Below are 11,634 nucleotides of genomic sequence, written 5' to 3'. Positions count from 1 at the left end.
GGCTCGACCGGCACACCGCCGATCACCAGGAAGAATCCTCCGCCAGCCCGGCGCCGTGATCAACCCCCGAAAGACTTCCGGACGAGACCACTTAGTTTGGCTGGGCACGCTCGTTGCCCTGCGGCCCCGGTCGTCGGCAATGAGGCTATGACGCTTGCACCACTTGGACATCCAACTCGACTCGGATCGTGGTGCCGATGGCCGCGATGCCGCGGGGAAGCATCTTCTGCCAGGCGAGGGTGAAGTCGTCTCGGTGTAGTTCAGTGACCGCCTTGCAGGCTGCGCGGGCTTCGCTTTGCATGCCAGCGCCCAGGCCTAGGTAGGTGGTGTCTAGCTTGACGGTGCGGGAGACGCCGTGCAGTTCCAGCATCCCAGTGATTGCCCAGTGGGAGCCGCCGCGATGCACGAAGTCACTTCCTGTGAAGTTCAGGTAAGGGTGCGCAGTGACGTCGAGGAAGTCCGGTGAGCGCAGGTGGTCGTCGCGCATGGAGACCCCCGTGTCGATGCTTCCAGCGTCGATGGTGACGTCGATCTGGGAGTCCCGCATATGCTCGGCGATCGCCAGGCTGCCGGAGAAACGGTTGAACCGGCCGTGAATATCTGCCAGACCTATGTGCCGGGAGACGAATCGGATTGCTGTGTGGACTGGGTCGATGTCCCAGCGTCCCGGCATCGGGGTCGGTGGCAGTGGCGCAACGTCCAGGCTGATCACCCCAGCCGATGCCCGCGCACCAGCAGCTACCTCTACCGGGACGCGGCGTGGCTGAAATCCGTCAGAGGCCACCGACACGTGGTAGTCGCCGGTCGGCACAGCCGCAGTGAACAGTCCGTAGGAGTCAGTGCTGCCTTCCACTGTTGATTGTCCCGCCTGGTCCAGGACGTTGACCATGGCCCGCATCGGCAGCCCTACCGGGTCTACCACCTGACATTCAACCCGCCCTGCGCCTTCGGGTAGTGCCAGACCCCGATGCAGGCGTGCTCCACCGCCCACCATCTGCCCGGTCCGCCGCCGAAAGAGGGTGAACATATCGGTGCCTTTCGTTATGACTTCCCCAACGCGTCTCACACTGGCAGGCTTTGAGGTGCCCTACATCGTCTGCCCGTGATACGGACCAGTAACGGTCCGTACCACCGACAGTCACCGACCGTGCCGACACGAAAGCGGACCCCAAGTAGCAACTGCGCTGCTCCACCATTGCTGCGAAAAGGTCGTCGTTTCCCTGGTACACACGGTGGACTTGCAGGCGCGTGCAACCCAGACCTGCCTCTTTCCGTAGGTGAGGTGGTACTGGCGCCCACGCACACGTTTGGCCTCTCTCGGTAGCGCCTCTGTGAGAACGGCGGCGTCGTGGCTCAGCCGGCTGTTGCCGGTTACTCATGGCGTGCTGCCGACAGTGCCGCGCGCACACCGTCGGATCCCATTCCGGACCGGACAATGCGGTCAACGCCTCGTATGTCCTTCGCCTATGACTTCGACGCTTTGGGCGCCCTCCGAGCTGGCGGGCCTGAGGTCTGCTGGTCGCCAGGTCGACGGCGTCAGAACGCATAGCTTTGAGTAAAGGCGTCCCGCATAGCCGATGTCGCGACGGTGGGGCACCCGCCTCCGGGACGCCACCCCGCAGGGAATTGGGCGGGCTGATGAGCGCACGCCTGGCTCTGACACTTCGGACCCAATCAAACTACAACACGGCATCAACGTCTCGTCCACTGCCCCGGTTTGTCACACTTTCAATACAAACGTCGAAGTCCGGTTGAACCTTACTCCTGGACTACTGTCACTCGTGCGGGAGCCCGGAAGGACAGCAGACCGAGCATCGACAGCTGTTCTCCTCCTGGTGCAGGCCGCGCTTGCGGTGGGCGGCGGGCCGCCGACCTCGAGTGAGGGTTTCATGGCTGCTCAAGGCGTAGGGGGGCGCGGGTGCCCGCCGGGGGAGTTCGGGCACCCGCGCCGGTCAGGGGCGAAGGGTCGGTTGGGCTGTGGGTGGTCAGGCGGTGGCCGCTGCGGTGCGGTCGCCGTCGGTGGTGGTTGTTTCCGAGGCGGCGGTCTGGGCCTCGGAGGGCTGCTGGCGGCGGGGGATGCCCAGGGCGCATAGCGCTCCGGCGAGCACGACACCGACGCCTGCCCACACGGCTGGATGCAGGCCGTTCACGAAGGATGTGGGCGATGCGGTGCTGCCGTGGTCGGCGAAGATGGTACTCAGCACGGCGATGCCGAGTGCGCCGCCCACCTCTCGGACGGTGGTGTTGGCGCCGGAAGCCTTGCCCGCGTGCTCCTGGCTGACGGAGCCGAGTACCACGGCCGCGGTGGGCGCGAAGACGAAGCCCATGCCGATACCGGAGATCACCATCGGTGCGACCAGGGTTGTGTAGGAGGTGTTGGTGTCGGCGATCAGGTTGATCCAGGCCAGGCCAGCGCCTTGCAGGAAGAGGCCGAGGGCCATCAGCCGGCCGCCGCCGACCTTGTTGGTGAGCACCCCGGCGGCGGGGGCCACGAACATCGGCATCAGGGTCCAGGCCAGGGTTCGCACGCCGGCTTCCAGGGGGGTGCGCGGTGGGGTGATCTGCAGGTATTGGGCGAGCAGGAAGAGTGAGCCGAATACGCCGAAGTACATGCTGGCGGAGACGATGTTGGTGAGGGTGAAGGAGCGTATGCGGTAGAAGGAGAGTGGCAGCATCGGTTGTGCGGTGCGGCGTTCCCAGTGCAGGAAGAGGACGAGGAGTACGGCTGCGGCGGCGAATACGCCGAGCACGGTTGTGGAGGTCCAGCCGTCGGTGGCGCCGTGCACGATGCCCCAGACAGCGGCGAACAGCGCGGTGGCGGCCAGCAGCATGCCCGGCAGGTCCAGGCCCACGCCGTCCAGGCGGCTCTCTTGCAGTGCGAAGTTGATCAGGGGCACGGCCACGATGCCGACCGGGACGTTGACCCAGAAGATCCAGTGCCAGTCGAGGCCGTCGACGACGGCCCCTCCGACGACCGGACCCATGGCCACGGCCAGGCCGCTGATGCCGGACCACAGACCGAGTGCTAGGCCGCGCTTGCGGGCGGGGACGGCCTCGGAGAGCAGGGTGAGGGAGAGCGGCATCACGGCCGCGGCGCCAATGCCCTGGACGGCGCGGGCGGCGATGAGTTCGCCGCTTGTGCTGGCCAGGCCGCAGAAGACGGACGCGACGGTGAAGAGGTTGATGCCGAGCACGAAGACCCGGCGGCGGCCGAATCGGTCACCCAGTGCGGCGGCAGTGAGCAGCAGGCAGGCGAAACTCAGCACGTAGGCGTTGACGAACCACTGCAGGTCCTGGGTGGAGGCGTCGAGCTTCACGGCCAGTGTGCGCAGTGCGGTCGAGACGACCAAGTTGTCCAGCGCGACCATGAACATCGGGACGCTGGACGCCACGATCGACAGCCACAGCGGCGCCGATCGGGCATCGGGCTCGGGCATGGGGTCTCCTTGGCGGGTTCGTCGGGGGGTGGGGTCGGGGCGGTGATGGGATGGGCGGGAGTTCAGGAACCGGCTTCGGCGGCTTGCTGCTCGGCGAGGCGGCGCTTTGCGTCGGTCCAGGTGGTGGGCAGGTCGCCGAGTGGGGCCTCGCAGAAGGTGAAGAGCGGGTGGCGCATGGTGGACCGCCGTTCCTTCATGATCGAGTTGTGTGGCTTGGTTTTGGCGTAGATGTAGAGCTGCTCCCGGCTCTCCCAGGCGGAAAGCGTCCAGACGGTGCGGCCCGACGGGGCGGCGATCAGCGAGGCGCCGAGCGCACCCGGTGCACCGCGCACCTGATTCCAGGCGATCAGTGAGCGGAGGAAGAACCGCGGCACGTCTTTGGGTGAGCGCGCTTCCAGGCGCGAGGCCATGACCAGCGCGGTCGTGACGCCGAGCTGCGGCTTGTTGGGGATGGTCCAGGGCAGTGTGGGCACGACTGTGATCTTCCTGAGAGGGGCCATCCTGCGAAAGCCGCCCACAGCCAAAGTGGACAGTGCCGCTATCCATGCTGGACAGTAGAACTATCGAGTGACCAGAAGAAGGCAGGACCGATGCGAATCTCAGAACTCAGCCGAAAGAGTGGGGTGTCCGTGCCCACGATCAAGTTCTACATCCGGGAGGAACTGCTGCCCGCCGGCCGCCTCACATCTCCCACGCAGGCCGAGTACGACGAACAGCACCTGCGCCGACTGCGGCTGATCCGGGCGCTGATCGGGATCCGCGGGCTCTCCGTTGAAGCCACCCGAAAGGTGCTCGGCGCGCTCTCCGAGGAGCAGTCCCAGCCGCATCTCGTCCTCGGTCTCGCTCTGGGCGCCATCCGCATCTCAGAGGAGCCCGCCGAGGAGTTCGAGCAACCGGCTGTGGTGGACGCGCTTTTGGACGAACTGGGCTGGCAGGTCCACGAGGACGCTCCCGCCCGCGACGTACTGGCCGAGACCCTAGCCACTCTGCAGCAGTTCGGCGTCGCCCTGGACTGGCACACGCTGCTCCCCTACGCCCGGCTTGCTGAGGAGACCGCCCAGCTGGATCTCGATCAACTGGAGGGCGTAGTAGACCCGCTAGAGCTGGCCGAGCGGGCCGTCATTCTGACCACGCTGCTCGAGCCCGCCCTGATGGCGCTGCGCAGGCTCGCCCAGGAGCACGAGTCCGCACAGCGCCACCACCCGTAAAGCCGAGCCGAGCGGTCAGCCGTCCACCTCGGGCAGCAGGGGGAGGGTGTTCCTCCAGCCGGGCGGCCAGCACGGTCAGGTCAGCCTTGGGCATCGGCGCCCTCCTGGTAGGTCGCGGCGAGGGGGACGGGGGTGGCGGTGAAGAGCAGGCCCTGCTCGCGTAGCGCGGCAAGGCTGTCGAGAGCGGGCAGCAGGTGCGTGCCGTGCTGTCGCGGGTCGGTGCCCTCGGCGCGGGCCAGCAGGTAGCTGAGGACGGCGCGCAGCCAGCCCGTGGCGCCGGGTTCGGTGCCATAGAGCGAGTGTTCGCGGTTGGCCCACCACAGGTGGACGCATGCGGCGGCGCCGTGCAGCCAGGCATAGCGCTCGGCGAGGTCGGCTAGGGCGTTGGGGTCCGCGCCGGGCTGGCGCGCGGCCTCGGCCGCCTGTAGCAGATCGGCGACGGCCTCGGTTAGGCGGGCGACGAGGGCTGACGTGTCGTCGTCCAGGGCCGCGCGGACCGGTGCGGTCACGGTGGGCAGCCCGCCCAGCACCGGGTCCACACCGCGCGTGATGAGGTCGAGGCGGGCGGGTTCGTAGGGCGGTAGCTCGGCGTCCAGGGTGAAGATGCGGCGCAGTGTCTCCGGTGCGGGCGTCTCGGTGCTGGTGAGCAGGGTGGGCAGCTGGCCGCAGTAGGCGCGCAGGTTCGCGTAGGGGCTGGCGTCGATGACGCGGACGACGGCCGAGTCGCGCTGCAGCTTCTGGAATACTCCGTTGCCGGGGGCTGCCTGTCGCAACACCGAGCGGGTGGCGAGCACGGTGCCGCAGTGGCGCAGTAGGTCCTCGGAGGCTTCGGCCACCAGGTGTTTGGCGGCCAGGCCCCAGACGCTGAATGCTTCCGGCACCACATGTACGCCGCGGGCGGCGCAGAGCGCTACCGCGTCGGCCGCCAGGAGTGCGGCGGACGCGATCGACAACTCCCGTGCGGCATAGGGCGTGGCGGACAGTGCCGTATGGCCGACGCGGCGTTCGGCGGCGAAGTCTCCGGTGAGTCGGAGGGCGGTGTCCGCGATGCCGAGCGAACCCGCCATGCTCATCAGCCGCACCGCTTGCTGCGCTCGGATGGCGACTTCCAGGCCTTCGCCCTCCTTGCCGACCTGTGCGTCCCACGGCACCGGGAGGGCGTTGAAGCGTAGTGTGGCGAGGTCGATGCCGCGCATGCCGCCGGTCAGCGGGGCCGGCAGCTGGGTCAGGTCGTCAAGGTCGACGGTTTCGTCGGTCAGATCGAGCAGGAAGGAGGTGAAGGCCGCGGGGCCGCGTTCGCGGGTGCGGGCCACGACATAAACGGCCTCGCACCGCAGGCCGTTACCGACCAGCCACTTCTCGCCGTGCAGCAGCCCGTGCTCGTCGAGTCGCACTTGTCCGGCGAGCAGATCGCTGCCGTGGTCCTCCTCGGTGAGCGCGAAGGCGACGGCACCGCCGTCTCGCAATATGCACGCTACGCGCTCCTGCTGTGCTGCGGTGCCGTGGAGTTGCAGGCAGGTGGCGGCGATGATGCTGAACATGGTGCCGGGCATGATCGTGACGTCCCGGCGGGCTGCAGCGCGGACCAAGGTGAGGCTGCGGTCGAAGGACTCGAAGGCGCCGCCCCACTGCTGGGGCAGGTAGTTGCGGTGGAAGCCGACGTCGCGCAGCGTCTCGCACAGTTGCTCGGGGAAGGCGTCCGCCTCGTCGCGGGCGACGGCGGCGGCGTAGCCGTAGGGGTTGTCGGGGTCGGCCGGGTCGCCGAGCAGCAGCTCCAGCAGCCAGGGGGTCAGCTCAGTCATCGGGAACCTGCCGTGGGTGCGGTGCCGGCCGGGGCCTCCAGCGGGATGGGGCGGTGGTCGGCGGCGCTGGCCGGGATGCGCACGGCCGCCAGGCGCAGCTGGGCGAGGCGGGTGTGGAAGGCGGCTCCGCGCATCAGGTGGTGGGGTACGTCGGCGACCCGGCGGTTGCTGGGGTTGCCGTACATGGTGATTCCTCCAGGGTCGGGAGCCAGGGGGTGGGTGGGGTCGGGGCGTTCTGGCGGGCCTGCGAGGTGTCGATCCTGCGCAGGCAGTCCTCTTGGGCAGCGGGCCCGAAGTCGGCGGTCCACCCGTCCGGGACGGGCAGCCACTGCGGCCACAGTGACCGTCGGCCTGCGGTGTCGGCCAGCACGAGGTGGGTCAAGGGGTCGCCGCCGGTGGGATCGATGGGGCGGGTCATCCGTCGAGCTCCTTCAGGTGGGCCGAGAGCGTGGCGGCGATTTCGTCCATCGGGCCCGGCCGGGTCATTTCGGGGTGCAGGCAGTCCAGTTGGTGCTCGTGGATCGTCCCGGTGGCGTACGGCGTCCAGGCCCTTGGAGTCAGCCAGTGCTCGGCGCGGGGCGCGGCGGCTGTGAAGAACAGCACGTCGCCGTCGAACATCCGGTGCTGCTGGGTGCGCATCAGTCTGGCGTTGTTGGTGACGATGCCGACGACGGCGTCGAGGACTCGCTCCGGTAGCGCCGCGAGCGCACTTCCCTCACGGCGCAGAACGTCGAGGACCCCCTGACGGGTCAGGCCTGTGCCGCCCTCGTAACCGGCCATGCGGAGGAGGGCGTTGAGGGCGTCGGTCTCGGTGGGGCCGGCGAGGTCGCGCCACTGGTCGGAGGGGTAGGCGTCCATCAGAGCTAGCAGTTCTACGGTTTCGCCGGCCTGTTGGAGGTGGACGGCGACGGTGTGGGCGATGACGCCGCCGACCGACCAGCCCAGCAGCCGGTAGGGGCCGTGTGGCTGTACCGTGCGCAGCTGTTCGGTGTAGTCGGCGGCCATCTCATCCATGGTCGCGGGCAGTTGTTCGCCCTCTTTGAGTCCGCGGGCCTGCAGGCCGTGGATCGGCTGGTCGGGGCCGAGCCGGGACAGCAGGCCCGAGTAGCACCAGCTGATGCCGCCGGCCGGGTGGAACACGAAGAGCGGGGTGCGCTCTCCCGAGGCGCGCAGCGGCAGCAGCACGTCCAGCGCGGTGTCACCCGTGCCGCCGTCCGTGAGCCGTTCGGCGAGTGCGGCGGGCGTGGGTGCGCGGAAGAGCGTGCCGAGCGGCGTCTGTGTTCCGAGGGTGTCGCGGATGCGGGACATCAGGCGCGCGGCGAGCAGGGACGTGCCGCCCAGGTCGAAGAAGGCGTCGTCGGCACCGACCCGGTCGACCCCGAGCACCTCGGCGAACAGGCGGGTCAGCGTCTCCTCGGTGGGGTTGCGCGGGGCACGGCCGTCGGCGCTGGTCGCGTTGGCGGGGGCCGGAAGGGCGGCGCGGTCCAGCTTGCCGTTAGGGCTCAGCGGGAAGTCGTCGAGGGTGACGAACGCCGAGGGGACCATGTAGTCGGGCAGAACGGTGGCGAGGCGGGCGCGCAGGTCGGCTGGGTCGGGGGCGCTGCCGGTGACGTATGCGATGAGTCGCTGGTCGCCGGGGCGGTCCTCGCGCAGGAGGACGGCGGCGCCGGTGATGCCCTCCACAGCCGCCAAGTGGGCCTCGATCTCACCGGGTTCGAGGCGCTGCCCGCGCAGCTTCACCTGGTGGTCGGTGCGCCCCAGGTAGACGACTTCCCCGTCGGCCGTCCAGCGGGCCAGGTCGCCGGTGCGGTACATGCGGGAGCCGGCGGGCCCGTACGGGTCGGCGACGAACCGGGTGGCGGTCAGGCCGGGGCGGTTGAGGTAGCCATCGGCGAGTTGGATGCCCGCGAGGTAGAGCTCGCCGGCGATGCCGGGCGGGCATGGCTGGAGGGCCGCATCGAGGATGTACAGGCGCGTGTTCCAGACCGGACGCCCGATCGGCACGGTGCCGGTGTCCGCGGGCACGCAGGTGTGGTGGCTGACGTCGACCGCGGCCTCGGTTGGCCCGTAGAGGTTGTGCAGCGGGACCGACGGCAGGACGCGGTGGAAGTGATGCGCAGTATCGCGAGGCAGGGCTTCACCGCTGCTGAAGACGTGCCGCAGCCCGGTGCATCCGGCCGCCTCCGGTTCGGCGAGGAACACCTGCAGCATGGAGGGTACGAAGTGGCAGACGGTGATGGCCTGTTCGCGGATGAGCCAGGCCAGGTACGACGGATCCTTGTGTCCGTCCGGGTCGGCGAGGACGAGCGTGGCACCCGTCCTGAAAGCCCAGAAGAACTCCCACACGGAGACATCGAATCCGGACGGCGTTTTCTGCAGAACGCGGTCGCCGGGCGCCAGCGGGTAAGTGTGCTGCATCCAGCGCAGCCGGTTGTCGATCGCTGAGTGCGGTACGACGACGCCCTTGGGTCTGCCAGTGGAGCCGGACGTGTAGATGACATAGGCAGGGTGGCTCGGGGTGAGTGCCCGGGGCGGGTCCACCGTCGGCAGTTGCTCCAGGTCGGTGCGGTCCAGGAGGACGTGCCGACGCCCGGTTCCGGGCAGCCGTTCGGCGGTGGCGGTGTCGGTGACGACGCAGACGGGGTCGGCGTCGTCGAGCATGTAACCGAGCCGCTCGGCCGGATAGCCTGGCTCGAGCGGCAGATAGGCGCCACCAGCCTTGAGGACGGCGAGCAGGGCGACGATCAGCGGCACGGAGCGGGGCAGGGCGACGGCGACGAGCGTGCCGGGGCCCACTCCCCCGGCGGCCAGGTGGTGGGCGAGCCGGTTGGCCCGTGCGTTGAGATCCGCGTACGTCAGGGTCAGATCCCCGTGGACGAGAGCGGGCGCGTTGGGGGTACGCCGGACCTGGGCCTCGATGGGGCCGATGAGCGTGGTGGCCGGGACGTCCCGGTCCGTGGCGTTGAAGTCGGCCAGTACCTGGTGCCGTTCGGCGTCGGTGGCGACGCCCAGCTCGGCGAGGGGCACGCTGGGATCGCAGTCGGCGATCCGGGCGAGCAGGGCGAGGAACCGCTCCGCGTGGGCGGCGAGTTCATCGGGGGTGTAGAGGGCTGGGTTGGCGTCGTGGTCGATGCGCAGGCCGCGGCCGTCGGCTCGGTCGTAGACATTGATGGTGAGGTCGTCGACCGGGCCCGCGGACAGGTTGTGCGGGACGACGGGGGCGTCGGCGATGGTCAGGTCGTAGTCGAATGGCATGACGTTGACGAGCGGGCCGATGAGCGGGCGGCCCTCGCCGAGGAGACCCAGATCGCGCTTGATGTCCTCGAAGCGGTAGCGCTGGTGGCGGCGCGCGCCACGCACCCCCAGCACGACCTGGCGGGTCAGCTCAGCGAGCGTGGTGGCGGGGTGGACCTCGAGTCGCAGCGGCAGGACGTTCATGACCATGCCGGGCACCCGCAGTGCCACCGAGCCCATCCGGCCCATCAGCGGCAGACCCAGCACGACGTCGGAGTGCCCGGTGACCCTCGAGACATACAGGGCCTGTGCGGCCACGATCAACTCGGCCCATGTGGCGCGCAGTCCGCTGGCCAGCGAACGCAGTCGTGCGGCGGTCTCGTCCGGAACACGGGCGGTGGAGCGCAGGAAGGTGCGGGAAGGCAGTGCGGTGCGGGCGGCCAGGCTGGGTGCCTCGGGCCCGTCGGCGAGCGCCTCGCTCCAGTGGGCGCGGTCGATGTCGTACTGCTCACCGGCGCGGTAGGCGAGGTCGTGGGCCACCAGGTCCTCGATGCGGCCGAACGGGCTGTCTCCTGGCTCCCGGCCGGCCGTGAGCCCTGAGTAGATCTCGGCGGTGCGCCGGGCGACCATGGAGTAGCCGAATCCGTCCATGACCAGGTGGTGCACGCGCTGATACCACAGCCAGCGCTCGTCGCCGACCCGCAGCAGCGCGTGCTGGAAGAGCGGCCCGGCGGCCAGGTCGAAGGGCCGGGCAAGGTCGCCGTCCATCCAGGTACGGGCGGTGGCCTCCGGATCGGGTACGTCGCGCAGATCCGCCGTGTGCAGTGGGAAGCCGGCGCCGGGTGTGGGCACTGGGCAGGGGAACTGCCGTGGTCCGTCCGGGGTTTCGACGACCCGCATGCGCAGCGCGTCGGCCTCCTCGGCGGTGCGGTGGAGGGCCTGCGCGAAGAGCTTGGGCTGCAACGGGCCGTGGATCTCCAGGTATTCGGCCGTATTCAGTGCAGGGCTGTCCGGGTCGAGGGCCTGCGCGTACCACATCCCGGTCTGGGCGGCGGTGAGCGGCAGACCGTGCTCGGGTGTGATGGTCATGCCCGGGCTCCCAGCAGGGCGGCCCAGGCCTCGATGTCGGGCCGGTCGGCGAGGTCGACGAAGGTGACCTCGGTGCCGTGCTCGCGCCGCCACCGTTCGACGAGGCTCATCAGCCGCACCGAGTCGAGGCCGTGGTCGATCAGGCTCTCGTCGTCGGGAATGTCGTCGGGGTCCTCCCCGAGTACGTCCGCGACGTCCTCACGTATCCGCTGCACGGTCAGCGTCATGGCCGGTCTCCCTGGAACACGGTGTCGGCGGTGGTGACGACTGCGCAGGAGCGCGCGGCCCAGCGCAGCGCCTCGATGTGCTCGCGCGGACCGAAGTCGGCCACGGCGTCCGCGACGACGAAGGCCTCGATGTCCCGCATCCAGGCGTCGCAGGCCGTCATGTTCACCCCGAGGTGCGCGTAGACGCCGGTGATGATCAGCTGGTCGCGCCCGTGCTCCGCCAGGAAGTCGGCGAGGTCGGTGCGGACGAACGCGCTGTACTTCCACTTGGTGAGGACGGTGTCGCCGTCCTGCGGAGCGACGGCGGGGGCGATGGCTACCGCGTGTGCGTCGTCGGGCAGTCCGGGACCCCAGAAGTCCATTTGGAGCCCCCGCTGTGCGGGGTTCTGGCCGCCGGACTGCGCGGAGTAGACGACGGGGATGCCGAGTCGGCGCGCCTCGTCCGCCAGCCGGGCCGTCTGCGCGAGGAGATCGGTGAGCGGCGACGCGTCGTGCGCGAACGCGGACAGGAAGTGGTTTTGCAGGTCGTGGACGAGCAGCACGGCCCGGCTGGGGTCGACGGTCCAGTCGACCCGGTTGTCGGGCAGCTCGGGGCCCGCTGGCATGGCGTACGGGGCGATGGTGGGAAGTCCCATGG

10 protein-coding genes are annotated in these 11,634 nt (G+C 69.5%); 1 reads left to right on the top strand and 9 read right to left on the bottom strand.

The window, feature by feature from the left end; all coding sequences use genetic code 11:
- Window positions 1-145 precede the first annotated feature (145 nt).
- The 3 genes from AC07CM_RS47090 to AC07CM_RS47080 all read right to left on the bottom strand — a co-directional run bounded on the left by AC07CM_RS47090 (window position 146) and on the right by AC07CM_RS47080 (window position 3,910).
- A complete protein-coding gene (locus AC07CM_RS47090; protein WP_478882732.1) occupies window positions 146-889 on the bottom strand; it encodes a YceI family protein in 744 nt (247 codons plus the stop codon).
- A 1,096-nt stretch (window positions 890-1,985) separates the two neighbouring features.
- A complete protein-coding gene (locus tag AC07CM_RS47085; protein ID WP_478882731.1) occupies window positions 1,986-3,437 on the bottom strand; it encodes an MFS transporter in 1,452 nt (483 codons plus the stop codon).
- Window positions 3,438-3,499: 62 nt separating this feature from the next.
- On the bottom strand, window positions 3,500-3,910 hold the full coding sequence (locus AC07CM_RS47080) for a DUF3291 domain-containing protein (protein WP_478882730.1): 411 nt from the start codon (window positions 3,908-3,910) through the stop codon (window positions 3,500-3,502).
- Between the two features lie 117 nt (window positions 3,911-4,027).
- Between AC07CM_RS47080 and AC07CM_RS47075 the strand changes: the two genes are divergently transcribed.
- Window positions 4,028-4,645: a MerR family transcriptional regulator gene (locus tag AC07CM_RS47075; protein ID WP_478882729.1), complete on the top strand. Its 618-nt coding sequence runs from the start codon at window positions 4,028-4,030 to the stop codon at window positions 4,643-4,645.
- 80 nt (window positions 4,646-4,725) lie between these two features.
- Here AC07CM_RS47075 and AC07CM_RS47070 read toward each other — a convergent pair whose 3' ends face one another.
- Genes AC07CM_RS47070 through AC07CM_RS47045 form a run of 6 tightly spaced genes read right to left on the bottom strand, consistent with a single transcriptional unit; the run spans window position 4,726 to window position 11,632 of the window.
- The gene (locus tag AC07CM_RS47070; RefSeq protein ID WP_478882728.1) at window positions 4,726-6,447 is read right to left on the bottom strand and encodes an acyl-CoA dehydrogenase family protein; all 1,722 of its coding nucleotides are present in this window, start codon (window positions 6,445-6,447) and stop codon (window positions 4,726-4,728) included.
- On the bottom strand, window positions 6,444-6,632 hold the full coding sequence (locus tag AC07CM_RS47065) for a hypothetical protein (protein ID WP_478882734.1): 189 nt from the start codon (window positions 6,630-6,632) through the stop codon (window positions 6,444-6,446). The genes AC07CM_RS47070 and AC07CM_RS47065 overlap by 4 nt, the downstream gene beginning before the upstream one ends.
- On the bottom strand, window positions 6,581-6,865 hold the full coding sequence (locus tag AC07CM_RS47060) for an MbtH family NRPS accessory protein (RefSeq protein WP_478882727.1): 285 nt from the start codon (window positions 6,863-6,865) through the stop codon (window positions 6,581-6,583). Before AC07CM_RS47060 ends, AC07CM_RS47065 begins: the two co-directional genes overlap by 52 nt.
- Window positions 6,862-10,770, bottom strand: coding sequence for an amino acid adenylation domain-containing protein (locus AC07CM_RS47055; protein ID WP_478882726.1), 3,909 nt, complete (start codon window positions 10,768-10,770; stop codon window positions 6,862-6,864). The genes AC07CM_RS47060 and AC07CM_RS47055 overlap by 4 nt, the downstream gene beginning before the upstream one ends.
- Window positions 10,767-10,997, bottom strand: a complete 231-nt coding sequence (locus tag AC07CM_RS47050) for a phosphopantetheine-binding protein (RefSeq protein ID WP_478882725.1) — start codon at window positions 10,995-10,997, stop codon at window positions 10,767-10,769. The genes AC07CM_RS47055 and AC07CM_RS47050 overlap by 4 nt, the downstream gene beginning before the upstream one ends.
- Complete coding sequence (locus AC07CM_RS47045; protein WP_478882724.1) at window positions 10,994-11,632, bottom strand: isochorismatase family protein; 639 nt, start codon at window positions 11,630-11,632, stop codon at window positions 10,994-10,996. The genes AC07CM_RS47050 and AC07CM_RS47045 overlap by 4 nt, the downstream gene beginning before the upstream one ends.
- Window positions 11,633-11,634 lie beyond the last annotated feature (2 nt).

Source organism: Streptomyces sp. NPDC044061, assembly GCF_056434305.1.
This window is presented reverse-complemented; position numbering and strand designations above follow the sequence as displayed.

What these genes read in the sequence shown, in the direction of transcription:
- AC07CM_RS47085 (WP_478882731.1), bottom strand. Translation starts at nt 3,437, where the DNA reads ATGCCCGAGCCCGATGCCCGATCGGCGCCGCTGTGGCTGTCGATCGTG.
- AC07CM_RS47090 (WP_478882732.1), bottom strand. Translation starts at nt 889, where the DNA reads ATGGTCAACGTCCTGGACCAGGCGGGACAATCAACAGTGGAAGGCAGC.
- AC07CM_RS47075 (WP_478882729.1), top strand. Translation starts at nt 4,028, where the DNA reads ATGCGAATCTCAGAACTCAGCCGAAAGAGTGGGGTGTCCGTGCCCACG.
- AC07CM_RS47055 (WP_478882726.1), bottom strand. Translation starts at nt 10,770, where the DNA reads ATGACCATCACACCCGAGCACGGTCTGCCGCTCACCGCCGCCCAGACC.
- AC07CM_RS47065 (WP_478882734.1), bottom strand. Translation starts at nt 6,632, where the DNA reads ATGTACGGCAACCCCAGCAACCGCCGGGTCGCCGACGTACCCCACCAC.
- AC07CM_RS47060 (WP_478882727.1), bottom strand. Translation starts at nt 6,865, where the DNA reads ATGACCCGCCCCATCGATCCCACCGGCGGCGACCCCTTGACCCACCTC.
- AC07CM_RS47070 (WP_478882728.1), bottom strand. Translation starts at nt 6,447, where the DNA reads ATGACTGAGCTGACCCCCTGGCTGCTGGAGCTGCTGCTCGGCGACCCG.
- AC07CM_RS47050 (WP_478882725.1), bottom strand. Translation starts at nt 10,997, where the DNA reads ATGACGCTGACCGTGCAGCGGATACGTGAGGACGTCGCGGACGTACTC.
- AC07CM_RS47045 (WP_478882724.1), bottom strand. Translation starts at nt 11,632, where the DNA reads ATGGGACTTCCCACCATCGCCCCGTACGCCATGCCAGCGGGCCCCGAG.